We start from the raw sequence: 26,344 nt of genomic DNA on the forward strand, positions 1-26,344 counted from the left end.
GTTGGCGGCGGCGTTGCATGCCCGCATCGTCGCCGCCAGCGCCTCGCGCTGCTCAGCGCTCGGGGCGAGCTTCAGCATCTCCGTCACCAGCACGCAATGAGCATGACATTCAGTCGTTCTTCCGTTCCGTGTTTCCGCTACACAACTCAGAAAGAAGCCGATCGACATGACCGACCGGTCAGGGCACACTCGGGCCTGGGCGGCCCTCCCGCTCCCGATTCCTCCCCGGCCCGAAGGCCAGGGCATCCTCGGGAGATTCAGGTGAAGAGTCGGAATCGGGTCAAGGCACCGGCTGTGTTCGGCATGCTTACCTGGTGGGGCGGTTGGAATCTTCCCCAGGGGTAGGGGACGGGTATGGGGCGACCGCTGAACATCCAGTTGATCGTTTCCTGTTTCGGGTTCATCGTTTTCCTGGTTTTCGCACTCGGGGCCGGAATCGCGCAATCGTGGCTCTTGTTTCTCGTGGGCCTCGTGTTGACCGCCGTCGCCGCGGGCTTCGTACTGATCACGGGAGAACGGTGGAAGCCCAGCCGGGGGAACGACTCGGCCCGTTCTCGGTACCGGTCCCGGCGTCGCTGAGCTCACCCCCGACACGCCCGGTGAGGCCGGGGCGCGCGTTCGGGTCCGTCGCGGCAGCGCGCGGGCGGGATGTGTGGCCGTGGGTCCTGTGTTCAAACGTCGGTGGGAGGTTCTGGCGATGGCCGGACGGGTGGTGGTGGTCACAGGAGCCAGCGGGGGGATCGGCCGTGCGACCGCGCGGGCCTTCGGTGCCCAGGGGGCGAAAGTGGCCCTGCTGGCACGGGGGGAGGTCGGGCTGCGAGGGGCGGCCGAGGATGTGACGGCGGCCGGCGGCCAGGCGCTCGCGCTCCCGACGGACATGGCCGACTACGACGCGGTCCGGGAGGCGGGGCGGCGTGCCGAAAGGGAGCTCGGCCCGATCGACGTATGGGTGAACGTGGCGTTCAGCTCGGTGTTCGCCGAGTTCGTCGACATCGAGCCGGAGGAGTTCAAACGGGTCACGGAGGTGACCTACCTGGGATTCGTCCACGGCACGAGGGTGGCGCTGGATCTGATGCTGCCGCGTGACCGCGGCGTGATCGTGCAGACCGGATCGGCGCTGGCCAAACGTGGCATTCCTCTGCAGTCAGCCTATTGCGGGGCGAAACATGCCATCCAGGGGTTCCATGAATCGCTGCGCACTGAGCTGTTGCACCACGGCAGCGGGGTGCGGGTCACGATCGTGCACATGCCCGCGGTGAACACGCCGCAGTTCGGCTGGGTTCTGTCCCGCCTGCCGAAACAGGCGCAGCCGGTCCCGCCCATCTACCAGCCGGAGGTCGCGGCCCGGGCGCTGCTGTACGCCGCCGATCATCCGAAGCGCCGGGAGTACTGGGTCGGTGGCAGCACCGTCGCCACCCTGCTGGCCAACAAGGTCGTTCCCGGGCTGTTGGACCACTACCTGGCGAGGACGGGTTTCGAGTCCCAGCAGACGGATCAGCGTCGTGACCCCGACCAGCCCGCCAACCTGTGGCGGCCCGCCGACGGTGAGGACGGCCGGGACTACGGCGCGCACGGGGTCTTCGACGAGCGCTCCCATCCGCGCAGCTACCAGCTGTGGGCTGCGGAGCATCGCGCGGTGCTGGCGGCGGGAGCCCTGCTGGGGCTGGCCGGTCTGCGCCTGCTGTGCCGGATGCGCCGCTGAGCGTCAGCGGGCCAGCCGGGTCGCGCTTTCCAGCAGCATGGCGTGGACGAAAGCCTGCGGCAGGTTGGCGCGGAGCTGGCGCTGGGTCACGTCGTACTCCTCGGTGAACAGGCCGGTGGTGCCGCAGCCGGACCGGATCCGTTCGAAGCAGCCGAGTGCCCGGGCGGCGTTTCCCTGCTGGTGCTCGGCCAGGGCGAGCAGGAAACCGCAGAGGGTGAACGCCCCCTCGGCCTCACCGAGGGGGCCTTCGTCGATCCGGTAGCGGTAGACGAACCCCTCCTGGACGAGCGTGTCGCGAACCGCCGCCAGCGTCGCGACGGTGCGCGGATCGTCGCCGGGCAGCGCGCCGCGCAACGGCGGAAGGAGGAGGGACGCGTCGACGCGGTCGTCGCCGGGGGAGCGCCGCCAGCGGCCCTCGGCGTTCAGGCTGGACCTGGTCGTGGCGGCCAGGATCGTCTCGGCGAGGGAGAGCCATCCGGCCGTCTCGGCGGTGTTCGCGACGAGGGCGGAAAAGGCCCGCAGGCCGGCCACGCAGATCAGCCGGGAGTGCGTCCACCGCCGGTCGTCGATCTCCCAGATGCCGGCCTCCGGTTCCTGCCAGTGCTTGGCGATCGCCGCCACGGCGACGCGCGCCGCGCGGACGGCCTCGGGAGGCAGCCGATCCGCCCGCTGGGCGGCGGCGAACAGCAGCAACGCCTCGCCGAAGACGTCGAGCTGGAACTGGCCGGTGACGCGGTTGCCGATGATCATGTTCCCCCCGGGATAACCGGGCAGCGGCGCCGGTGCCTCCGACGGCACCGGGTGACCGGTCACCGTGTAGGCGGGCCTCAGATGCTCGCGGGCGGCGAGGATCCGCTCGGCGACGAAGGCCACCGAGGCGTCGAGCAGTTCGAGCCGGCCGCCGTGGGCCGCCACCGCCTGGCCGGCATAGCATTGATCACGAATCCAGGCATACCGGTAGTCATAGTTGCGGTGCCCGCCGCTCCGCTCCGGCAGCGACGTCGTCACCGCCGCGACCATCCCGCCGGTACGGCTGGTCAGGCCGGTCAGCACCGCGTACGCGAGCTGGGCGTCCCGTGGCGCGATCGTGTCGTCGCAGGCCGGTACGCTCGCCCGCCAGCCGTTCTCGGTCGCGGCCCACAGGGCGTCCGCGGCCAGCGGGTCGGTACGATCTTCGGCCGACAGTTCGAGAACGAGATCGTGTACCTGGCCGGCTCCGAGGTCCAGGCACATGGTCAGGCCCCCGTCCACCGGTTCCGCGCGGGCGGCACCCGCCCAGCGGATGCGGACCTCGCCGCTGCGTCCGGTCCACAGCTGTCCCGAACGGCGCAGCGCGGTCATCGTATGGCGGCCGAAACCGGCTCTGATGTCCAGAGCGACACGGATCCGTGCGAGACCGCTGATCACCTCGATTCTGCGGAGCAGAATCGCCCGGTCGCCGTCGGCCGGACGGCTCAGCGCCTCCCGGCACTCCACCACCCCGTCGCCGGTCACCCAGCGGCTCCGCCAGATCAGGCTGCGCCTCTCGTAGTACCCTCCCCACACCCGCCACTCGTCCTCGGGCCGGACCCAGTAGCCTCCCGCGCCGCCGACCAGCGCGCTGAAGACGGCCGGTGAGTCCCACGAGGGGAAGCACATCCACGCGTAGCCCCCGTCCGGATCGACGAGCGCGGCGCGCTCGCCGTCGGCGATCAGTGCGTATTCGCGCAGCGAGTGGATGCCGCCTTTGAACACTGTCATCACTTCTATTTGCCCCCGGTTCGTCAAACGCAACGGTAGAACGGCTGGTCGGCGGGTAAGCGAGGTCAAGGGGGACGTCCTGGGGGAGGGCTGTCGCCTGATCTTTGGGGGGACGACCGATGGCGTCGATGACCGTTGCCGACTATCTGCTGGAACGTCTGCGTGAGTGGGGGGTCGAGAGGGTCTTCGGCTATCCGGGCGACGGCATCAACGGCCTGCTCGCCGCCTGGGGGCGGGCCGGTGACCGGCCGAGGTTCGTCCAGGCGCGGCACGAGGAGATGAGCGCGTTCGAGGCGGTCGGTTACGCCAAGTTCGCCGGACGCCTCGGCGTCTGCGCGGCGACCTCGGGACCGGGCGCCGTCCACCTGCTCAACGGGCTCTACGACGCCAAGCTCGACCACGTCCCGGTGGTGGCGATCGTCGGCCAGACCAACCGCAGCGCGATGGGCGGCTCCTACCAGCAGGAGGTCGACCTGCTGTCGCTGTACAAGGACGTGGCGGGCGACTACGTGCAGATGGTCACCGTGCCCGAGCAACTGCCGAATGTGCTGGACCGGGCGATCCGGGTGGCGCTGGCCGAGCGGGCGCCGACCGCGGTCATCCTGCCCGCCGACGTGCAGGAGCTGGAGTACTCCGCGCCGGGCCACGCGTTCAAGATGGTGCCCTCCAGCCTGGGCGTCGACTGGCCGGCGATCTCTCCCGACGGCACCGCGCTCCGCTACGCCGCGGACCTGCTGAACGCCGGTGAGAGGGTCGCGATCCTGGCCGGTTCGGGCGCCAGAAGGGCACGTGAGGAACTGCAGCGGGTCGCCGAACTGCTGGGGGCGGGCGTGGCCAAGGCGCTGCTGGGCAAGGACGTGCTGTCGGACGAACTGCCGTACGTGACCGGCTCGATCGGGTTGCTGGGCACCCGGCCGAGCTACGAGATGATGAACCGCTGCGACACGTTGCTCACCGTCGGCTCCAGCTTTCCCTACACCCAGTTCATGCCGGGCCTCGACCAGGCGCGGGCCGTGCAGATCGACATCGATCCCAAGCAGATCGGCATGCGCTACCCCTACGAGGTGAACCTGGTCGGAGACGCCGCGATCACCCTGCGGGCCCTCATCCCGCTGCTGGTGCCCAAGGAGGACCGCTCCTGGCGCGAGCGCATCGAGTCCGATGTGGAGCGGTGGTGGGAGACCGTGCGGATGGAGGCGATGGTCGAGGCCAAGCCGATCAACCCGATGCGCCTGTTCCACGAGCTGTCCGCGCGGTTGCCCGACGACGCGATCGTCACCGCCGACTCCGGTTCGGCCGCCAACTGGTACGCCCGTAACCTGCGCTTCCGCGGCGAGATACGCGGCTCGCTGTCGGGCACGCTGGCCACCATGGGGCCGGGCGTGCCGTACGGGATCGGCGCCAAGTTCGGCTGTCCGGACCGTCCGGTGATCGTGTTCGCCGGTGACGGCGCGATGCAGATGAACGGCCTGGCCGAGCTCATCACCGTCAAGCGCTACTGGCGGGAGTGGTCCGATCCGCGGCTGATCGTCGCGGTGCTGCACAACAACGATCTCAACCAGGTGACCTGGGAGATGCGTGCCATGCAGGGCGCGCCCAAGTTCCCGCAGTCGCAGACCCTGCCCGACGTGGACTACGCCGGCTTCGCCGCCTCTCTCGGCCTGGGCGCCGTCACCGTCGAGCGGCCCGAGGAGATCGGGCCGGCCTGGGAGCAGGCGTTGGGTGCCGACCGGCCCGTGCTGCTGGACGTGCACGTCGATCCGGACGTGCCGCCGATCCCGCCGCACGCGAGTTTCGAGCAGATGAAGGACGCCGCCGAGGCGCTGCTGCGGGGCGACGAGAACCGCTGGGGGGTCATCAAGGAGGGGATCAAGACCAAGGCCCAGGAGTTCCTCCCGCACCGTGACGGCGGCGGCAGGTGATCGACCCGCCGATCGAGTCGGCCGAGGCGAGCGTCTACACCGTCCCGACCGACTCACCCGAGGCCGACGGGACGCTGGCGTGGGATTCGACCACGATGGTGCTGGCGCGGGTGCGGGCGGATGGAGTCACCGGCCTCGGCTGGACGTACGGGCCCGCCGCCTGCGCCGCCGTCATCGGCGACCGGCTCGCCCCGGTGCTGCTCGGCCGTGCCGCTCTGGACGTCGCCGGAGCGTGGCGGGCGATGGTCCGCGCCGTCCGTAACGACGGCAGGCCGGGAGTGGCCGGATACGCGATCTCCGCCGTGGACGTGGCGCTGTGGGATCTGAAGGCCCGTCTGCTCAAGTTGCCGTTGTACCGGCTGATCGGCGCGGTGCACGAGGAGGTTCCGGTCTACGGCAGCGGCGGTTTCACCACCTATGACGACCGGCGGCTGACCAGGCAGCTCGTCCACTGGACGCAGGAGCGGCGGATTCCCAGGGTGAAGATCAAGATCGGTGAGTCGTGGGGCGCCGACCCCGGCCGGGATCTGGACCGGATGCGCCTGGCCAGAAAGGTCGTCGGCGACGAGGTCGGGCTGTTCGTCGACGCCAACGGTGCCTACAGCGTCAAGCAGGCGGTCCGGGTGATGGGAGAGGCGGCCGACCTGGACGTGCGCTGGTTGGAGGAGCCGGTCTCCTCAGACGATCTCCACGGGTTGCGTGCGGTCCGTGACGCGGTCCTGCCCGAGGTCGCGGCCGGAGAATACGGGTGCGACCTTACTTATTTCCGGCGGATGTGCCAGGCGGGGGCGGTCGACTGCCTGCAGGCCGACGTGTCCCGCTGCGGGGGCGTCAGCGAATGGCTCCGCGTCGCCGCCGTCGCGGCCTCGCACGGCCTGCAGATCTCCGGTCACTGCGCGCCGCACCTGCACGCGCACGCCGCCGCGGCCACCCTCAACCTGCGCCACCTGGAATGGTTCCACGACCATGTGCGCATCGAGTCGATGTTCTTCGACGGCGTGCTGGATCCGAGTGGCGGCAGCGTCCGGCCCAGCCCCGAGGCGCCCGGCCTCGGCCTCACCCTGCGCCGCGCCGACGCCGAGCCGTACCGGGTCGGCTGATAGTGCCCGGCCTTCGGCAAGGTCTGATTCATGCCGGAACGTTGCCACTCCTTTGGCGATATGTCGGGTATGTGAGTAAACGTGCCACTTTATCGTGATCTTAGTGCGCGGGTGGACGGAGAGGTGCGGTGCGACGAGGGGACGTTGGCCGCCTACGCCCACGACTCCTCGAACTACCGGCAGACGCCGTCCGTGGTCGTGCTGCCCCGCACCGTCGACGCCGCGGTCTGGGCGGTACGCGTCTGCCACGAGTACGGGGTGCCGGTGCACTCCCGCGGCGGCGGTACCAGCCTGGCCGGGCAGTGCTGCAACGAGGGTGTGGTGATCGACTGGTCGAAGTACTGCACGCGGTTGCTGTCGGTGGACGGCGAGCGAGCGCTGGTCGAACCGGGCGCCTGCCTGGACGACCTCAACGCCCGGCTCGCGGACCGTCGGCTGATGGTCGGCCCGAAGCCTGCCACGCACGACACCTGCACGATCGGCGGGATGATCGGCAACAACTCGTGCGGGGCCTCGGCGCAGGCGTACGGGAAGATGGTCGACTCGGTGATCCGCCTGGAGGTGCTCACCTACGACGGCCTGCGCATGTGGGTCGGTGAGACCTCCGACGAGGAGTACGCGCGGATCCTCGGGCAGGGCGGCCGGAGGGCGGAGATCTACCGCGCGATGCGGGAACTGCGCGATGAGCACCTCGCGCTGATCCGCACCCGTTACCCGGACATCCCGCGTCGCGTCTCGGGCTACAACCTGGACTCGCTGCTGCCCGAGAAGGGTTTCAACGTGGCCCAGGCGCTGGTGGGCAGCGAGTCGACGCTGGTCACGGTGCTGCGGGCGGAGATCAGGCTGTTCGAGGTGCCGCCGTTCCAGTCGCTGGTGGTGCTGGGCTACCCGGACCTCGCCACGGCCGGCGACATGGTGCCGGAGATCGTGACGCACCGGCCACTGGCCCTGGAGGGGCTCGACCACGAGTTGATGGACCTGGCCAGGGTGGAGCGGGTCGCCGACGAAAACGTGCTGAACAGGCTCCCCGAGGGGTCGGGCTGGCTGATGGTGCGGTTCGGCGGTGCCACCCGGCAGGAGGCCGACGACCGGGCCCGGAGACTGGCCGAGAGCGCCGGGCGCGCGCACACCGCCTACTTCGACGATCCGGCCGACGAGGAGCGGATGTGGCGGATCCGTGAGGCGGGGCTGGGGGTGACCGCCTACCCGCCGGACAACCCGGACACCCACGAAGGGTGGGAGGACGCGGCGGTCCCGCCGGACCGGCTCGGCGACTACCTGCGCGACTTCCAGGAACTTCTGCGCAGGTTCGACTACCACAACTGTTCTCTTTACGGGCATTTCGGGCAGGGATGTGTGCACACCCGCACGCCGTTCGATCTGGACGATCCCGAGGGGGTGGCGAAGTACCGCCGGTTCGTGGAGGAGGCCGCGCACCTCGTCGCCTCCTACGGGGGGTCGCTGTCCGGCGAACACGGCGACGGGCAGTCCCGCGGAGAGCTGCTGCCGATCATGTTCGGCCACGAGATCGTCCAGCTGTTCGCCGACTTCAAGCGGATCTGGGATCCCACCTGGCGAATGAACCCCGGCAAGATCGTCAAACCGTACCGGCTGGACGAGAACCTCGACCACCTCGACTATCACCCGAAGGAGCCGAGGACGCACTTCGACTACCCGGCGGATCACCACCGGTTCACCCACGCCGCCGCCCGCTGCGTCGGCATCGGCAAATGCCGTTCCAGCTCCGGCGGGGTGATGTGCCCCAGCTACCGGGTCACCCGGGAGGAGAAGCACAGCACCCGCGGCCGGGCCCGCATCCTGATGGAGATGATGCGCGGCGAGACCATCACCGGCGGCTGGCGTTCCGAGGAGGTGCACGAGGCGCTCGACCTGTGCCTGGCCTGCAAGGGATGCCGGGGGGAATGCCCGGTCCACGTGGACATGGCCACCTACAAGGCCGAGTTCCTCTCCCATCACTACCGTCGGCGGCCGCGGCCGGCCGCGCACTACTCGATGGGCTGGCTGCCGCTGTGGGCGAGGCTCGCCTCGGTGGCGCCCGGGGCGGTCAACGCGCTCACCCACGCGCCCGGCCTGGGCCGGATCGTCAAGCTGGCCGGTGGCGTGGATCGGCGCCGCGAGCTGCCGAGGTTCGCCGCCCAGCGCTTCACCGACTGGTTCAGGGACCGGCCCATGGCCGAGGGGGACCAGGTCGTGCTGTGGCCGGACACCTTCACCGACAACTTCAACCCCGGCGCGGCCAAGGCGGCGGTGCACCTGCTGGAGGCGTACGGATACCGGGTCGAGGTGCCGCCGGTGCCGTTGTGCTGCGGGCTCACCTGGATCTCCACCGGCCAGCTCGCCATGGCCGAGCGCGTCCTGCGCCGGACGGTGGCGGCGCTGGCCCCCCGGCTGCGGCGGGGGGTGCCGGTCGTCACGCTGGAGCCCAGCTGCGCCGCCGTCCTGCGCTCCGACGCGCCCGAACTGCTCTCCGGCGACCCCGACGTGAAACTGCTGGGCGAACAGACCAGGTCGCTGGCGGAGATGCTGGTGGACCGGGTGCCGACCGCTCCGCCACCGGGCACGGGGATCCACGCGATCGCCCAGCCGCACTGTCACCAACATGCCATCTGGGGCTTCGACGCCGACACCAGGCTGCTGGAACGCGTCGGGGTCGAGGTCGAGGTACTGGATGTCGGCTGTTGCGGCCTCGCCGGCAACTTCGGCTTCGAACGCGGGCACCACGAGATATCGACCCGGATAGCCGAACTGGGCCTGTGGCCCGCCGTACGCGACGCCGGCCGGGACACCAGGATCCTCGCCGACGGCTTCTCCTGCCGCACCCAGATCGAGTCCGGCACCCGCGCACAGCCGGTCCACCTCGCCGAACTCCTCGCCGAGGTACTGCTGCGACCCCGCGGGCCCGGCACCCGGGAAAAGCCCGGCCGGCCGCAGCCGGGGAAGGTCCGCTCGCCCACGGCGCACCGATGAGTTGCTGGAGCGCCTCGGCCTGACCCAGGTGTCCGGAGCGACGAGCCTTCGGCTACGCGTCCTCGGCTGACCCTTCTGGCCGGGTCTGGCCGGGTCTGGCCGGGCCGTGGAGGTCCGGCGGGCCCACGCTCAGGCAGAGCGCGGGTCAGGGCCGTCCGGGCCCCCGGGCGAGGGGGGCCGGTACCCGAACGGCACGGGTACCGGCCCCGTCCGGCTCAGCGGCGCGGGGACCGGCAGGTGGGCCTGGTTCCGATGACGACTGTGGCGTCCAGCTCCGCGGAACCGGCGATCCTCGGGATCAGCCCGTTGCGGGCGAAGGCCTCGGCGGTTCGCGGCGCCTGGCGCTCGCTCGTCTCGACCAGCAGGTGGCCGTCCGGCGCCAGCCACAGCGGCGCCGCGGCGGCCAGGCGCCGTACGACGTCCAGGCCGTCCTCGCCGCCGTCGAGTGCCACCCGGGGCTCGTGGATACGGGCCTCCGGGGGCAGCAGCCCGATCGCCTCGGTGGGTACGTAGGGCGCGCTGGCGACCAGGAGGTCGACGCGCCCCCGCAGTGTGCCGGGCAGCGGCGCGTAGAGGTCGCCTCCGTACACCTGACCGCCGGTGGCGGCGACGTTGCGGCGGGCGCACCGCACCGCGGCGGGGTCGATGTCGACGGCGTGCAACTCGACCCGCTCCAGCGCGGCGGTCAGCGCGGCGCCCACCGCGCCCGAGCCGCAGCACAGGTCGACGACGACCTGCGTCCGGGCGGGGGCCTGCCGGTCTTGGACGGCGACGGCCTGGTGGATGAGGAACTCGGTGCGCCGCCGGGGTACGAAGACTCCGGGGTCCACGGCTATCCGCAGGCCACAGAACTCCGCCCAGCCGAGAACGTGTTCGAGAGGCAGACCGGCGACCCGGCGGTCCACCATGGCGGTGAGGTCGGACGGGGTCCGTGCCGTGGAGACGAGCAGGTGCGCCTCGTCCTCGGCGAACACGCAGCCGGCGGCCCGGAGCCTGGTGACGATGACGGACTGGGGGTAGGGGGACAGCGGAGAGGACACGAGAGCCTTTCGGGATGCCGAAGGGTGCTCTCCCGGTCACCTATGCCCGGTGAACCGCACGGTCGTGAGATGAGAGCACCCGACCTGACACAGCGGTAATGGGTCTCACCTCCTCGATGGGTCCATTGCTGGAGACGGCAACATTATCCGAGCCGGAGAGCGGCGCAAACACATTATGTTGAGCCGGAACAGCGGGTGAGCGGATCCCGCCGCCCGCGTGTCGCCCCGATGACCGATTCCTGCAAGACGCCGGCCCGGCGGCCGGAGCAGGATGAACGCCTGATCGGCCGCCCATGGCTGGAACCGGGGGCGGGCCCGCACAGGCCCGGTCTCCCGCTTCACCGCCATTCACATACCGGGAGAAACTGGATGAACGTCGATCTTGCCGCGGCGGACGCCTTCATGGCCACGCACGCGCGTGTCCTGGACCGCCGCCGTTTCGAGGTGCTGAGGGACCGGCAGGGCCCCGCCGCCGTGCTGGCCGCCCTGGACGGCTATCGCAACCCCGACGGCGGCTACGGCTGGGGTCTGGAGCCTGACCTGCGCTCCGGCGAGAGCCAGCCCGGGGCCGCGGCGCACGCCTTCGAGGTGTTCGAGGACATCGCCCCCGCCACCACGCCGCGGGCCGTGGCGCTGTGCGACTGGCTGGAGTCGGTGTCCCTGCCCGACGGAGGCCTGCCGTTCGTGTTGCCGCTGACCGGCACCGCCGGTTGCGCCCCCTGGTGGCGGGACGCCGACCCCTCGGTGTCGTCGTTGCAGATCACCGCGGTGTCCGCCGCCGTCGCGCATCGCGTCGCCGTCCATGATCCCGCCGTGGCCGCCCATTCCTGGCTGGCACGGGCCACCAGATACTGCCTGACCGAGATCGAGACGATCGAGACGGCGCCCTCCGCGTACGTGCTGGCCTTCGCGGTGCGGTTCCTGGACGTCGTGCACGGCCGCCTGCCCGAGGCGGCCGATCTCCTGCGTCGCCTCGGCGAGCACCTTCCCGCCGACGGCCGGCTGCACGTCGAGGGCGGTACCGAGGAGGAGACGCTGTATCCGCTCGACTTCGCCCCCTACCCCGGGGGGCCGGCGCGGGAGTTGTTCGCCCCCGAGGTGATCTCCGCCGACCTCGACCGCCTGGCCGGTCTGCAACAGGACGACGGCGGCTGGGCCGTCGACTACGCCAGGATCTCGCCCGCGGGTTCCCTCGACTGGCGAGGCCACATCACGGTCCGTGCCATCGACATCCTGCGTCGGAACGCCAGGATCTGACCTGGCGATCGCGAGCCGCGAAACCGGGACCGGAAGCGGAACCGGCTCAGGCCGGCACGGTCCCGCTTCTCCCGTCACGTCCGCTAGCCGCAGTGTTCGAAGGGGCTGTCGTAGCCGGTGGAGCCGGCCTTGCCGCCCCACTTGACGCACTTTCCGGCCCCGGAGGCGCGTATCGGGCCGGCGTAGTAGGCGAAGTCGCCCGAGTCGGTGACGCGGGTGGCGCCCTGCACCTCCAGGTAGGCGCTGGTGGCGCTCGCGGTGCCGATGGAAGTGCTCTTGATCGTGGTCACGCAGTTGTAGCCGGTGGAGTTGTTGTAGAGCAGGTAGACGGTGCCCGCCGAACCCAGCGCCGCGGAGTCGATCACGTCGTAGCCGGAACCGCATACCGACTGCGGGGTGTGCGGGTTGCCGCCGCCGGTGTCGCCGGTGACGAACTGCATGTACCTGGTCCAGTTCCAGTTGGGTCCCGGGTCGGTGTGGTCGGCTCCCGGCACCTCGACGTGCCCGACGATGTGGGTGCGGTCCTTGGGGATGCCGTACCGGTCGGCGATGGAGCGGGTCAGCGCGGCCGAGGCACGGTACATCGCGTCGGTGAACCAGGAGGCGTTGTCGACGTAACCCTCGTGCTCGATGCCCACGGAGCGGCTGTTGTGGTTTCCGGCGTGCCAGGCCCTGTCCTTCTCGCGGACCATCTGGGTGATGTCGCCGTCGGAGGAACTCACGACATAGTGCGCGGAGACCTGGGCGGCGGGGTTCTGGAACCAGGAGATGGTGCCGGCGTAGGAGCCCTGGGTCACGTGGACGACGATGCGGTCGATCGCGTTGCTGGCGGGCCGGTTGGAGACGGCGTAGTTGGACGAGCTGGCGGCCGCCCAGTGGGCACCCGGATAGTCCACGGCCGCGGCGGCGAAGGTCCTGTCCAGGTCCGGTGCCTTGGCGTACGCGCCCCGCTCGGGTCGCACCACCTGCGGCCGGACGGTCACGGTACCGTTCGGCGTGGCGGCCCTGACACCCGAGGCGAGCAACTCGTAGACGGTGTCGGCGTACAGCCGGGCCACCTCGGAGGAGGAGGCGTTGCCGTACCTGGCCACCGCCGGGTACCACTTCCCGGCGTCCTTGCGGGCGGCGGCGTCCAGTCCGAGCTCGTTGGCGTAGGCGCGCAGCACCGCGGCGCCGCCCGCGATGTTGGCCGCGTCGTCGCTCTTCAGTGCCGAGACCGGCTGTCCGGTCAGCTTGGCGGCCTGCTCCAGGGAGTGGACCGTCGGGTTGCTGACGAGGTGCATCATCCCGTAGCCGCCACTGGCGCTCGGCTCACCTCCGTGCCCGTCGAGACGGGTCTCGGCGTAGCCGAGCGTGACCAGCAGGTCGCGGGGCACCTCGTAGGTCGCGGCCGCGCGGGTGAAGGCGTCGGCCAGGGGGTCGGGGGGAGCCGCGCTCGCGGGCGGGCCGGCCAGGAGCACCAGGGGGACGAGCGAGCCGGCCAGCAGCGCGGCCGAACGGCGGAGTCGGGCCTTCACGGATTCTCCTCAAGCAGGTGGGGGACGTCGAAGGGGCCGTCTCCGCCCGGTGGGGACGGAGACGGCCCCTTCGGTGGATCAGCTACCGCAGTGTTCGAAGGGGCTGTCGTAGCCGGTGGAGCCGGCCTTGCCGCCCCACTTGACGCACTTTCCGGCCCCGGAGGCGCGTATCGGGCCGGCGTAGTAGGCGAAGTCGCCCGAGTCGGTGACGCGGGTGGCGCCCTGCACCTCCAGGTAGGCGCTGGTGGCGCTCGCGGTGCCGATGGAAGTGCTCTTGATCGTGGTCACGCAGTTGTAGCCGGTGGAGTTGTTGTAGAGCAGGTAGACGGTGCCCGCCGAACCCAGCGCCGCGGAGTCGATCACGTCGTAGCCGGAACCGCACACCTCCTGCGGGGTGTACGGGTTGGTGGAGCCGCCGCAGTTCCTGGAGGTCACGGTCTGGGCGGGGTAGCCGAATGTGGACCCGTTGAAGACGGCCTTCTGGATGTTGGACGGGTAGCCGGTGCCCAGGCGGACCTCGTAGTGCAGGTGGGCGGAGATGTTGTTGCCGGGCTTGCTGGTCTTGCCGACCGTGCCGATCTTCTGGCCCTGGGAGACCGAGGCGCCCGCGCTCACCGAGCGCGAGTTCAGGTGCGCGTAGTAGGTGGACCAGCCGCCGCCGTGGTCGATCTTGACCAGGTTCCCGAAGCCGTTGGTCGATCCCTGGTGGGCGGAGATGGAGACCGTGCCCGCCGCCGCGGCGACCACGGTGTCGCCCAGGTCGGCGTCGGCGGAGCTGCCCCGGTTGAAGTCGATCTCCCAGGACTGGTGCGCGCTGCTGGCGCTGGAGTTGCCCGTCCAGGCCTGTCCGCAGGGGAAGGGCAGCTGGAAGTTGGTCGCCAGGATGCTCATCTCGTCGCTCGGCGCGGGGTCCGCCGCGCTGTCGGCCGGGCCCGGGTCCCCCGGTGCCGTCGCACCGGCGGCCGGTGTCGTGACGCCGCCGGCGAGACCGAGTAGCAGGGCGAACCCCACCGTGAGTACCCCGTTGAGTCTCATGCGGATCCTTTCCCGCAGGCCCGGCGGGCAGCGCCCTGACCGATGCCGTGCACTGTCTGTTAGTTCTCTCCGAAAGGCTCTTGCCGGGGTCCAGAGTCCGGATTGGTGATACAAAAATCATCCAAAATCGATATAAAGACCTATCCGACTCGTACGACACAGTCCGATGAATGGTTGCAGCGCCTCCACAAGAGGAGTAAATGCGGTCATGGTGGTCGATAAACCCACGTTCAACGTGCTCGGTACCCTCGACGTCCGGAGTTCGGGACGGTCTCTGCGCATCGCCGGTACGAAACCCAGAGTCCTGCTGGCGTCGCTGCTGCTCAACGCGGACCGCGTGGTCGGTGCGGACCTCCTCGTCGAGGTGTTGTGGCCCCGGCAGCGGCCACGGTCCGCCCAGGCGAACCTCCGCACCTACGTGAGCTCGCTCCGGGGCGTACTGGCGGCGGCGGGCGCGCGGATCCAGGCCCGCCCGTCCGGATACGTGATCGAGCTGGCACCCGAGCAGCTCGACATGCTGCTTTTTGAGGACCTGCTCGCCAAGGCGCGCGCGGCGGGCCGTACCGACGAGGCCTTCGACCGGCTCCGCCGGGCGCTCGCGCTGTGGCGCGGGACACCGCTCGCCGACCTACCGGGCAGCCCGCTCTGGGACGGGCGCCTGCAGTCACTGGCGGAGGCACGGCTCGGCGCCGCCGAGGAACTGGTCGCTCTGAAACTGGAGCGAGGCGACCACGCGGGCGCGATCGGCGAGCTGCGCGGGCTGCTGAAGGAGCACCCCTTCCGCGAGGATCTCTGGCGGCAGCTGATGATCGCCCTGCAGCGGAGCGGCAGGCAGGCCGAGGCCCTGCACACCTACACCATGGTCAGGCGGCAACTGGTCACCGAGCTCGGCGTCGAACCCGGCGCGGATCTGCGCCGGGCGCACTCGGCCATCCTGGCGGGGGAGCCCCTGCCCGCCGTGGCCGTGCCGGACCATCCCGCGGCTCGCACCGCTCCCCGGCAGCTCCCCCCTGACGTGCCGGACTTCACCGGCAGGGCCGAGAGCGCCGCCGTCCTCACGAGGGCGCTGACCTTCACCGAGCGCCCGCCGGCCGGACCGCCCTCGATCGTCGTGGTCACGGGGGCGCCGGGCGTGGGCAAGTCGGCGCTGGCCGTGCACTGTGCGCATGCCGTACGGGCCGGATATCCGGCAGGGCAGCTCTACCTCGATCTCCGTGGGACCGCCCCGGTGCCCGCGGACCCCGGTGAGCTGCTGGCCGAGGCGCTGCGGGCGCTGGGGGCCGACACGGCGGACCTGCCGGACACCGAACGCGAACGTGCCGCGCTCTACCGGTCCCTGCTGGCCGAACGTCCGATGCTCGTCCTCCTCGACGACGCCGCGGACGCCGCCCAGGTACGGCCGCTGCTGCCGGGCAGCGGCTGCGCGGTGCTGGTGACAAGCCGGCGGCGGATCACCGAACTGCCCGGGGCGCTCCGGCTTGAACTGGACGTGCTGTCGCCGCGGGAGGCAGAGGACCTGCTGGCCGCGATCGTCGGTCCCGAGCGGCTGGAACAGGAGAGGGAGGCCGCCTCGGCGATCCTGGCGGCCTGCTGCCACCTGCCGCTGGCCGTCAGGATCGCCGGGGCACGGCTGGCGGGCCGGCCCGGCTGGTCGCTCGGCGTGCTGCGGCAGCGGCTGGAGGTCGAGTCGAACCGGCTCAGCGAGCTGCGCGCCGGGGATCTGGGGGTGCGGGTCAGCCTGGACCGTAGCTACCGGCTGCTGCCCGAGGACGCGGCACGTGCCTTCCGGGTGCTCGGCCTCCTGGGCCCGCAGTCCGTGCCCGGCTGGGTGGTCGACGCCGCACTGGGCCGGCACCGGGCCGACGAGGTGACGGACGTCCTGGTCGACGCCAACCTGCTCCAGCTGGTCGGGACCGACCCGATCGGCCAGCCGCGCTACCGGCTGCACGACCTGGTCCGCTGCAACGCGAAGGAGAAGGCCGGTGGCGCCTCGGACCGGCACGCGCTCATCAGGGTGCTCGGCGGGTGGACGGCCACCACCGAGAGCGCGACCGCCCGGCTGCCGACCACGCTGTTCAGCCTGACCTCGGCCTCGGCCCCCCGCTGGCAGCTGGCCGAGGACACCCTCGGCCGCCTGACCGCCGACCCGCTGTCCTGGTTCGACGCCGAGCACGACGCACTGGTGGGAGCGGTACGCCTCGCCGCCGACGCCGGGCCGGCCGGATCGGCGTGGGGACTCGCCGCGGCACTCGTGCCCTACTTCGACCTGCGCTGCCACTTCGACGAGTGGCGCTCCACCCACCGGATCGCCCTGGAGGCCGCGCGTCTGGCCAAGGACCGCCTCGGCGAGGCGGCCATGCTCCGGGGCCTGGCCCAGGTGAGTCTCTACCAGGACCGCTACGCCGAGGCGACGGAGATGTTCCGGCGATCCCTCAGGATCTTCCACGAGCTGGGGGACAGACGGGGGGAGGCGACCTCGATCTGCGGGCTGGGGGCGGTCAACCAGTTCTGCGGCGAGAATCTCCGGGCGTTCGGATACTTCCGGCAGGCTCTGGCCCTGTTCCTCGCCATGGGAGACCAGAGCGGCGAGGCCTACGCGCGGCAGGCCATCGGACGGGCCTGCCTGGCCTTGGGCGACCTGCGGCAGGCCTCGAACTGGCTGGACGCGGCGCTGCGGCTGGCCAGGGAGATCGGCGACTCCCATCGCGAGGGCTGCGTGTCCATGCAGTTCGGGCGGCTGCACGATCTGGGGGCGGACCCCGGCCAGGCGATGCGCTTCCAGGGGCGCGCGCTGGACATCTTCGAAGGCCTGGGCGACCTGCACTGCGGGGCCTACGCCATGCAGGGGCTGGGCGGCCTGCAGGTGGTCCGCGGTGACCGGTCGCACGCCTCCGACCAGCTGGAGCGCTCTTTGCTGATCTTCCAGCGGCTCGGAGACCGGAGCGGGGAGGCCGCCACGGTCCAGACACTCGGCGAGCTGCACCGCTCGGCGGGCCGCACCCGCCTGGCGCGTAACTACCTGCACCACGCCCTCGTGCTCCGTCGCGAACTGCGAGGAGGTGCCGACCTCGCCGTGGGCGCCGGTGCTCGGGACGTACCGAACTAGTGCTCCGTTCCTCATTGGAGGTAGCGAACGCCCTGTGGGGAAGCCGGGATCGTCGGCCCTGCCCCTGATGCCAGGACCGGGGTGGATCTGTACTTCCGGTGAGGAACGTCGCACTAGCTGGCTCGCCTGTATGACCCGTTCTTCGCGGAAACCGGATGCGAAAATCCGCCCCACGGCGGAATTCATCACGTTTCAGTAGGTCAGGTCACGCCCTCAGGGCAAACTCGGCATCATCGAGAGGTTAGACACCTGGAACGAGCTCCTCGATGATGCCGGGTTCATCACGTCTTCGCAGGTCAAATGCTTCTTTCGCGGCGAACTCGACACCATGGCCGGGTTTACCGCAGAGGCAGCTACCTGCGCCCACGCATGTAAGACCTTCCGAAACTCGACATTGTGGGGGATCAAATCCCGGCTCGAGCGAATGCGAGCCGACCCCGTCCTGGCCAACCTGCCCCTGCACCACTTCGCCCGCAACCAGATCTGGTGCGAGCTCGTCGCCCTGGCCTGCGAACCGCTCACCTGGATGCAGATGCCCGCCCTGCCCGGTACTGCCGCCCGCAGCTACGAGCCCAAATGCCTGCGCCTGCGGCTGTTCGCCGTGGCCGGACGACTGGTCCGCGGTGGCCGACGCGTGCGCCTGCGCTTGGCCGCCCGATGGCCCTGGGCCCGCGACACCCTCACCGCCCTGACCCGCCTGCAAGCCCTGCCCGCCCCACCCTGACCAGCAATCAACCGACCCTACGACCAGGAAAGGACACCCACGGGCCCGTGGAACCCCGCCCACCCGACGCGACAGCCGGGCCGGCGCGCTGACCACCACCCGTAATCAACCCTCAGCCGACCCGCTCAGCCGACCAATCCTTGATCACGAAAGATCGAGGCTGAGTGCACGGATGGAGACTTCGGCAAGGCGCAGAGCTCACCGCCTGATCAGCTCGGTCGCTCAGAAGGAGCGCACCCGAAGGACTTGCTTGTACCGGCGGGGCCTGCCGGTACCGCCTCCAGGGGAGCGAAGTGTCGTTTGACGTTCTGGAAAAACTCATACGCGTTCATTGACGTCATGCTCCATGTGGAACGTGGTACAGGGTTCGTGTTGATGCGAACCAAGCCCGGTCGACGAACCGGCCGGTGATCCGTCCTACCATGCACATATAGCGGTCAAAGGCTTCAGCGTCGCTGATTTCATCGCTGAGTTCCAGTCCGCTCGCGTGCGCCTCGAACTCAGGGACCTCCATCCATCCCCCAGGGGAGGAAGGAGGGAATACCTCTCCGATGTATTCGCTGTCATATGTGTACAGCACTTTGCCGGGATCGGCCTCTTCCACATAATAGGCTTCGAGTACGCGTTGTCCGTCTGCGCTCAGCGCCTCTACCAGCTGTGGCGGCACCGTTCCGCCGCTGATGGTGAGGATGGCGGACCAGCCGGCTGAGTGCTCTCCCACCCAGACGATCAGTTTTTCCGGGCTGGTTTCGTATGATTGCATGGCTGTTTGAAAGTCGCACAATGTGCCGTTCTGGGGATCGACACCCAGCCGTCGGGTGATCTCGTTGCTGTCTTCTGTGTTCACCCATTGGCAGCTGAACCACGATTCTAGACCATGTTCGGTCAGTAGGTCCCACTGGCTTTCCTCGGGAAGGGCGCGATAGGAATTCTGCATTGTTCACCTCTTGTTGGTTGGCTTGCGAAAAGTGGGGGTGTGGGTCATGTACGATCCACACCCCCACTTTGATACGCCGAGGGGGATGACGGCTACGGCACGATGCTCACCCAGAAGGCGTGATGGGTGGCGACATGATATTTGTCATAGAACGCCTTCAGTGCGTTGCCATGCCGTTCATTATGTCCGCCGTTAACGGCCCTGATGGAGTAGTGGCCAGTCCCTCTTCCGTTGCCAGCTGCCCCCTGGTAGGTCGAGGCGAAGGGGTACTCGTCGCATTCCAATCTGGTGTCCCGCGTCCTGCCGCCGGACCAGGGCATCCCTTCGTTGTTCTCCGCCTTTGGATATTGGTCTCTGAAGTAGTATTTGCAGTAATTGGTTATGGGTGTTTTACTCCAGTGCATTGGGGTGCCTGTTCCGACATCCATGTACATTTCAAGGTTGGAGAAGAAATTCCTGTTGAAGCTGGTGGTGCCTGCCGGGCGCTTGTGCAGCGGCGGACTGGAGGCGACGTTCCAGTTTCCGGGGATTGTCTTGGGTTGCTCGCTTCCGGTCCAGTACTTCGAGGGCGGGTACTCCGGCTTTGACCAGTCGTGTCCTGGGCGAAGCGGGGGGGATGTGAGCCCGTTTATGCTCGGGTCCAGGGCAGCTTTGATGTGCCTGGTGACTTCGGCGAATTCAGGGTTCTTGCTTTCTGACATTTCGAAGACCCGGTGTGCCCTGTCGTTGACACATCCGCCGGTGTGATTGATCACCTTATCCCGATCGCACCGGTAGTAGGGGGCCGCCAGGGTGCTGAGGTCCCCCGGCAGCCGTGCATAGCCATGTCGGGCTACGCCGAGCCGCTTCCCCGCCGTTCCTACTATTTCGTAGCTCCACAGAGGAAGATCTGAACGATTGTTATGAAAACGAGTGAGCGTGGGCTTGATCGTACATATCGCGTTACTTCCTCCTGCGATGGGATTGCTTTCCAGCAGGAACATGGCACTACTGGTTTCTTCCCATTGTTTGATTGTCTTCGTGGTACTTCCGGTGACGGACCGGCAAGGCGTCAAATTAGCCGATTCGGTCTGCGCTTCGAATGTCAGCTGGAGCCCTTGGATTTCTGTCGAGGTCCTCTCGTCCAGAGGGTATCTTTTTCCGTTCCAATACAGAGCGAAGTCGGTCAGCCGCACGAAGAGCTTCATGTTCTGCGGCTTCAGGCCGCTGCCTTCTGCGTTGGCCACCTCCGTGCCCGCCTTGTTCCCCACGTAGCTGTTGAGCACCCAGGTGGCACGGAACTGGAAGAATATTTCACTGGGGTGGTCCAGAGTATCTTCCTCGGCCATCTCCAGAATGGAGGCCAGTATGCCGGCCCTGCCGCCGCTCTTGCTCGTGCCGACTTTATTGCTGGCCTTGACCCACCGCTTTCCGTCCGGGCCGTCGCCATCCTCGGTCGCTTCGTACGTTCCCATGCTGACCCAGGTTGTCCAGCAGGAAGAGAACGGGCGTTCTTGGATGCGGGCATAGTCAATGGTCGGATGCTTGGGGGTCTGGAGACAGTCCTCCAAATTCAGGTGGTCGTAATCGAATTGTGCAGCGCTGTTCGCGGTGGGAGCGGCGGCCTGCACGGGCCGGCTCGGAGAGTTCACGTTCTGGGCGGTCTGCCCGTTCGTCCTCGCGATGAGAGCGGCTACGTCATTGGCAGCCAGGGGCCGCTGGTAGACCTGGACATCGTCAAGGCCGCCCTTCACCTTGCTGCCCAGGCTCATGGCGGTGTCCGCGTTCCACGTCGCGAAGCCGACGGGGTCGGTCTTGATGAGGGTTCCGTTGAGGTACAGCGAGGCGGTCTTGGCCGCGGCGTCGTATGCGCCGGCCAGGTGGAACCACTCGTCGACCGGCGGCTCAACCTCGGACAGGACGCCCTCGACCGTCGCGTCGGCGGCGTCGGCGCTGGTGAAGGTGAACACCAACCCGTGGTCGGGGGTGTTGCCGAGGCGGAAGGGCGCCTGGTGGGTGCCCTTCTGCTCAAGGACGGTGTAGTCGCCGTCCTTGTCGCTCCAGCGCAGCCAGGCGGCGGCGGTGAAGCTCTGGTCGGTGCGGATCACCGGCCCGGAGGTCTGCGCCAGGGGCTCCTCGCCCGGCTGGGTGACGTCGACGGTGACCTGCCGCCAGTCCGACCAGGCCGAGGCCGCGTCGCCAGCGACCGCGCGCAGTCGCCAGCGGATCTTCCATCCGTCGGTCAGCTTGTCCGCCGGTACGGCGATGCTCGCCTGGGTGCCGGAGGCGACACCGTCCACGGTGCCGGTCCAGATCTGGCCGGTGCCCTGCCCCTGCGGTGCGGCCGGGTCGTGCTCGATTTCGGCTTCTGCGCGCAGCGCTTGGCCGGTCGGGTGGGTGAGGGTGGCCTGCAGTGTGGGGGTGAGCGTGGTGGTCACCGTCACGCCGTCCACCACCTTGGACGGGGTGATGGTCAGGTCGGTGGCGGTGGGCTTGGGCAGGCTGACGGTGAAGGACTGCCAGTCCGACCAGGCGGAGGTGGCGGTGGCCGAGACCGTGCGGGCCCGCCAGCGCACCTTCCACCCGTCGGCCAGCTTGTCCGCCGGGACCGTGATGGTCGCCTGGGTGCCCGCCGGGACGTTGTCGGCGCTACCGGCCCAGATCTGGCCGCTGCCCTGACCGCTGGGCGCGGCCGGGTCGTGCTCGATCTCGGCCTCCGCGCGCAGCGGTTTGCCGGCCGGGTCGCTCACCTGGGCCAGCAGCGCCGGAGTGCGAGTGGGGGTGACGGTGACGCCGTCCACCTGCTCGGACGGGCTGACCTGCAGCGCCCCGACGGCCGGTTCGGAGACCGCATCCGGCACGTCGATCGTCAGATTCTGCCAGTCCGACCACGGCGAGCTCACCGTGTTGAGGGCCCGGACGCGCCAGCGCACCTTCCACCCGTCGGTCAGCTTCCCGTCGGAGACGGTGGCCGACGCTTGCGTGCCGGAGGCGACGTTGTCCACGGCGCCGGCCCAGATCTGGCCGGTGCCCTGCCCGGTGGCGGCGGGATCGTGTTCGAGTTCGAACTCCGCCCGCACCGGTTGCGCGGCTGGGTCGGTGACCGTGGCACGCAGGGCGGGGGTCAGGCTGGTGGCCGTGGTGATGCCGTCGACCATCTGGGAGGGGGTGACCTGGAAGGCGCCGACCGTCGGGTTGGGCACGTCGACCGTGGCCGTCTGCCAGGCCGACCACGGCGAGGTGGTTGAGGCGGCGGCGTTGGCCGCGCGGGCCCGCCAGCGGATCTTCCAGCCGTCGGTCAGCGTGCCCACGGGGATGTTGATTGTGGCCTGGCCGCCGGAGGTGACCGTCTGCGAGGCTCCGGTCCAGATCTGGCCGCTGCCCTGCCCGGTGGCGGCCGGGTCGTGTTCGACCTCGAACTGGCCGGTGAGGTTGCCGCTCGCGGTGTCGGCGACGGTGGCGGCGAGCTGCGGGGTGAGCGAGGTCGTCACCGTGGTGCCGTTCACGGTCTGCGCCGGTGTGATGGCCGGGGCGGAGACGGTCGGTTGCGATGCCGGTCCGCTGGTGGTGATGGTCAGCTTAGGCGGCAGGTTGAAGTCGGTGTCTTCGGAGGAGGTGAACACCCGGTAGTTGTTGATGTTCGTCTCGCCGGGCGACTTGAGCACCAGGCCGTAGTCGGCGGCGCCGGCGGCCCAGTCCTGGGCGATGCCGGTGACGTTCCAGTCCATGCTGTCCGGGTAGGTGGCGCAGTCGGAGGTGACGCCCTTGAAGTTGGTGGAGGCGTCCTCGGTGGAGTGGGCGGGCTTGTTGGCCCAGTACAGGTTGTCCGGGTCCCAGGCGCCGGTCAGGCGGGCGACCTGGATGCCGTTGGCGAGCGCGGCGCCGCAGTTGTGGGCGTCGATGGTGTTCATCGACAGCGTGGCGGCGGTCACCGTGCTGCCCTGCAGACCCGTGGTGTCGAACCGCAGATGCACCCGGGCCTTGAACCCGTCCGTCATGGTGCCGGCGGTGAGGTACTGATTGTCAGGGAACGCAGGTGAATCGACCGTGTCGTACGTGCTGACCTCGATGTCGGCGCCGAGCGGCAGCGTGACCGCCGCGGCCACACGCACCGGGTAAGTTGTGCCGGCATCCGCCAGGAACGTCTGGTCCGGCTTGACCACCAGCTCGGTGCGGCCGTTCTTGGTGACCAGGTCCGTCCCGGCCTGGCCGCGCTTGGCCGACGCAGGCCGGCCCTTGCCGCTGCCGTCCGACACGATCGGCCGGGTCCCCGCGGCGACCAGCTTCTTGTCCTTGCCCTTCAGCAGCAGCCGGCCGCCCTTGCCCTCGGTCAGGGTCAGACCGTCGTCCTCGACGCCGATCCGCAGTTCCAGCGGTTTGGACGGCCGCTGGCGCAGCACCACCTCATGCCGGAACCCGGCCGGCAACGCCGTCACCACCAGGTCGGCGCCCACGCCCGCGGCGTCGGTGTAGGTGGCCACACTGCCCTTGACGGTCGGCTTGGGCAGCGGTGTCGGCCAGCGCAGCGCGTACGACTTCCCGTCGGCGGACATCTTCACGAACGGATCCGTGCCACCGGCGGAGAGCTCCACCAGCGCTCCCTCGGCGAGGGTCTTGGGCCGCAGCTTGCCGCCCTGCTCGACCAAAGTGGTGTCGATCGGCACCCAGCCGCCGCCCTGCCTGGTCCGCACCGGACCGGCCGTGACCTCGGTCTTGTAAGTCCTCCCGTCGGGCTGGGCGTAGGTGATGCTGGTCGCGGTCGTCTCGTCGGCGACCTCGACGGTCTTACCCTGCGTGGCCGCCGCCTGGGAGGCGGCGATCCGCGCCTGCGACGGCACGTTGGAGACCGCGTTCCCGCTCTTGCCGGCGATCCACGTCGCTGTGTCGTTCAGCGTCGCATCGTGGCGCTTTCCCGAAGAGTCCGCAGCCGTGCGGCCGTCTCCTTCATCGAAGGTCCAGTGGCCCGCCGACTGGATAAGTGTGGTAAAAGACCACGAATACGGGCTGATGGGGATTTCCCACGAGTTGCTGGCTTCTGATACCTCAGCGGTGTACGTTGTGCCCGGCTTCAATGCCTGTGCAGGGGTGAAGGTCAGCACCGTGCGGGTGTCGTCATAGACCGACGTCCCCACGACCTGTGTGCCGCTGGCGTCCTTGACTGTCACGCTGTCATCGGCGACTGCCTCAGAGAACGTCACCTTGATTGACGCGTCCAGCGGTACATCCTTGGCGCCGTCAGCAGGTTCAACACCTGTCACTACTGGGATGATGCCTTCGGTGTCGTCCCCGGGGTCAACCTCTATGGGGGGGAGGTCGTCCGTCCCCACCACGTTGGCTTGGCCGTCACGTTGCCCAGCGATTTTGTCGGCCAGTTGCTCAGTGACGTTGACCGGCTCAGGCTCCTCAGGCACATAGCCCGACATGGCGAGAGCTTCCTCATACTCAGGCATAGTCGTCAACTGTGTGTCGGTGAACATGAAGACGTCGTCCAACAGTGGCGGCGATGGAAGTTCGACGTCCACAGTCAGGATGGGCGGGTGGAGTTCGAACTTGCAGTCTTCCAGTGGCGTGGTCCTGCAGCCACCGGCGTCCTCGGAGGCGTAGCGCCGCCAGTTTCGCAACTCGGATTCGTTACCTGTGGTGAGCTGGATGCCGTAGTTGGTGGCACCGTCGATCCATGCCTGGGCAATACCGTTGAGTGAGTGGGTCAGGTTCCAGGCGTAGTTGCAGTCTTCGCTGTAGGCGCCGTACTCGGTGTCCGCGCCCGCACTGGTAACAGACGGCTGGCTGTTCCAGTACAGCAGCATGTCATCCCAGGCGGAGGTGATCCGCCGCGCTGTGATGCCGGAACCGACCGACGTACCGCAGGTGTTGGACAGGTGGTTCCACAGGTGCAGGTCGGCGTTTTGCACCGTGCTGCCCGCGAACTCGGCGGGGATGTTGGGGAACTTGAGGTAACCGCGCCAGCGCTTGGCGATGTTGCTGGCGTAGGACTTGCCGACCACGATCTCGGAATCGGCGAAGGTGTCCCAGCTGTCTGTGAGGTCGACATCATTGATGTAGGCGTCCATGCCACCGCCGGTGTGGCCTTCGTACCAGTCAGAGGCCGCGGCGGTCATCGTCACCGGGTAGGTCGTCGCCGCATCGGCCAGGAACGCGGCGTCCGGCGTGAAGACCAGGGTCTTGCCGTCTTCGGCGAGGGTGACGGCGGCCTTGCCGGTTTTGCCCGCATCGAGCGGGGCGCCTGTGTCGGCGGCCTTGGCGTCCCGCAGCAGTGTCGGTCGCACCTCGGTCAGTGTCTTGCCGTCCTTGCCCATGATGGTGGGCCGGCCTGCGGCGTTCTTTCCGAAGGACATGCCCTTGGGCAGGTCGAACGGGACACGGAAGGAGACCGGGCCGGTGGGCCGTTCGGCGATGGTGATCTGCTGCTGGAACCCAGTCGCGTTCGCGGTCACCACCAGGTCGCGGCCCTTGCCGTAGGCGGACCGGTAGGTGGCGGTGTTGCCCTTCAGCGTGGGCTTGGGCAGTTTGCCGCCAGGGGCTTCGATCTCGGTGGTGTCCTGAGCGGTCTTGCTCTTCAGCAGGACGGTGTCCGCGCCCGCCGACAGGGTCAGGTCGCCCTTGATGGCCTTGGGTTTGATGACGCCGTCTTGCTGCACCAGTGTGGTGTCGATCGGGGTGAAGCCCTCACCGTTGGCCTTCTTGACGCGCACGGGCTCGGTGGACAGCTCCACGCGCACGGTCTTGCCGTCGGGGTTGGCGTACACCGTGGTGGTCTCGGTGTTGCGTTCCGGGATCTCCACCCGCTTGCCGGACCTGGCCGCCTTGCTCTTGGCGGCATCGAGGACCTTGTCCCCTGAGCTGGTGCCGGAGGGCTGCGGGCTTCTGGTTTCCGCTGGTGACTGTGTGGGTGGCGGGGTGGGCTCCTGCGCCCAGGAGGGTACGGCGGCGAGGCTGATCACCATAGTTGTGGCGATGCCGATGGCTGCGGCGCGGCCGAGGAAGCCTCGGCGTCGCGTGTGTGCGGCTGTGAGGGATAAGCCTCGCTGCCCCGCGTCTGGTGTCACTGACTGTTGCTCTTTCTGTAGGCATGCCAAGGAGCCCGCACCAAGGTGTACAGGCTGCCAAAGCTGGCATTTTGGGCAGGAAGTTATCAGTAAAGATCACTTAAAGAAAGAGTAAAGTAGCGGCATGACAGGCCGCTCGGTCGCAACGTCGACCTCGTCCTGAGCTGGGTTCTTGCACCTAGTGCTCCGTTCCTCATTGGAGGTAGCGAACGCCCTGTGGGGAAGCCGGG

At 68.9% G+C, this 26,344-nt stretch carries 13 protein-coding genes; 7 read left to right on the forward strand and 6 right to left on the reverse strand.

What is annotated here, in order from left to right:
* Positions 1-697 precede the first annotated feature (697 nt).
* Positions 698-1,702 carry an SDR family oxidoreductase gene (locus AB0K21_RS34560; RefSeq protein ID WP_343966122.1) on the forward strand — a complete coding sequence of 335 codons (1,005 nt, stop codon included), beginning with the start codon at positions 698-700 and terminating at the stop codon, positions 1,700-1,702.
* A 3-nt stretch (positions 1,703-1,705) separates the two neighbouring features.
* Here AB0K21_RS34560 and AB0K21_RS34565 read toward each other — a convergent pair whose 3' ends face one another.
* Entirely contained in the window at positions 1,706-3,442 is a 1,737-nt protein-coding gene (locus AB0K21_RS34565; RefSeq protein WP_364155854.1) for a glycoside hydrolase family 15 protein, read from the reverse strand.
* Between the two features lie 119 nt (positions 3,443-3,561).
* On the opposite strand from AB0K21_RS34565, the gene AB0K21_RS34570 reads away from it, so the two are divergent.
* From AB0K21_RS34570 to AB0K21_RS34580, 3 genes are all read left to right on the forward strand, one after another.
* Positions 3,562-5,364 carry a thiamine pyrophosphate-requiring protein gene (locus tag AB0K21_RS34570; RefSeq protein ID WP_343966127.1) on the forward strand — a complete coding sequence of 601 codons (1,803 nt, stop codon included), beginning with the start codon at positions 3,562-3,564 and terminating at the stop codon, positions 5,362-5,364.
* Positions 5,361-6,464, forward strand: a complete 1,104-nt coding sequence (locus AB0K21_RS34575; RefSeq protein WP_343966129.1) for an enolase C-terminal domain-like protein — start codon at positions 5,361-5,363, stop codon at positions 6,462-6,464. The genes AB0K21_RS34570 and AB0K21_RS34575 overlap by 4 nt, the downstream gene beginning before the upstream one ends.
* A 111-nt stretch (positions 6,465-6,575) precedes the next feature.
* Complete coding sequence (locus AB0K21_RS34580) at positions 6,576-9,452, forward strand: FAD-binding and (Fe-S)-binding domain-containing protein (protein ID WP_364155857.1); 2,877 nt, start codon at positions 6,576-6,578, stop codon at positions 9,450-9,452.
* A gap of 215 nt (positions 9,453-9,667) precedes the next feature.
* On the opposite strand, the gene AB0K21_RS34585 is transcribed toward AB0K21_RS34580, so the two are convergent.
* Positions 9,668-10,492, reverse strand: coding sequence for a putative protein N(5)-glutamine methyltransferase (locus AB0K21_RS34585; RefSeq protein WP_364155859.1), 825 nt, complete (start codon positions 10,490-10,492; stop codon positions 9,668-9,670).
* Positions 10,493-10,861: 369 nt separating this feature from the next.
* Here AB0K21_RS34585 and AB0K21_RS34590 point away from each other — a divergent pair, with 369 nt between their 5' ends.
* On the forward strand, positions 10,862-11,749 hold the full coding sequence (locus AB0K21_RS34590) for a hypothetical protein (protein ID WP_343966135.1): 888 nt from the start codon (positions 10,862-10,864) through the stop codon (positions 11,747-11,749).
* A gap of 83 nt (positions 11,750-11,832) precedes the next feature.
* Here the strand turns inward: AB0K21_RS34590 and AB0K21_RS34595 are convergent, their stop codons facing one another.
* Together AB0K21_RS34595 and AB0K21_RS34600 are read right to left on the reverse strand one after the other, a co-directional pair.
* Positions 11,833-13,266, reverse strand: coding sequence for an N-acetylmuramoyl-L-alanine amidase (locus AB0K21_RS34595; protein WP_364155861.1), 1,434 nt, complete (start codon positions 13,264-13,266; stop codon positions 11,833-11,835).
* A 78-nt stretch (positions 13,267-13,344) separates the two neighbouring features.
* A complete protein-coding gene (locus AB0K21_RS34600) occupies positions 13,345-14,301 on the reverse strand; it encodes a M23 family metallopeptidase (protein ID WP_364155863.1) in 957 nt (318 codons plus the stop codon).
* A gap of 208 nt (positions 14,302-14,509) precedes the next feature.
* Between AB0K21_RS34600 and AB0K21_RS34605 the strand changes: the two genes are divergently transcribed.
* The gene (locus AB0K21_RS34605) at positions 14,510-17,407 is read left to right on the forward strand and encodes a BTAD domain-containing putative transcriptional regulator (protein WP_364155865.1); all 2,898 of its coding nucleotides are present in this window, start codon (positions 14,510-14,512) and stop codon (positions 17,405-17,407) included.
* A 424-nt stretch (positions 17,408-17,831) separates the two neighbouring features.
* Positions 17,832-18,131 carry a transposase gene (locus AB0K21_RS34610; RefSeq protein ID WP_343966146.1) on the forward strand — a complete coding sequence of 100 codons (300 nt, stop codon included), beginning with the start codon at positions 17,832-17,834 and terminating at the stop codon, positions 18,129-18,131.
* Between the two features lie 337 nt (positions 18,132-18,468).
* On the opposite strand, the gene AB0K21_RS34615 is transcribed toward AB0K21_RS34610, so the two are convergent.
* A complete protein-coding gene (locus AB0K21_RS34615) occupies positions 18,469-19,068 on the reverse strand; it encodes a hypothetical protein (RefSeq protein WP_343966148.1) in 600 nt (199 codons plus the stop codon).
* 92 nt (positions 19,069-19,160) lie between these two features.
* A complete protein-coding gene (locus tag AB0K21_RS34620) occupies positions 19,161-26,012 on the reverse strand; it encodes a DNRLRE domain-containing protein (RefSeq protein WP_343966150.1) in 6,852 nt (2,283 codons plus the stop codon).
* Between the last annotated feature and the right edge of the window lie 332 nt (positions 26,013-26,344).

The sequence above is a fragment of the Streptosporangium sp. NPDC049248 genome, from assembly GCF_040678965.1.
Classification (GTDB): Bacteria; Actinomycetota; Actinomycetes; order Streptosporangiales; family Streptosporangiaceae; genus Streptosporangium; species Streptosporangium fukuiense.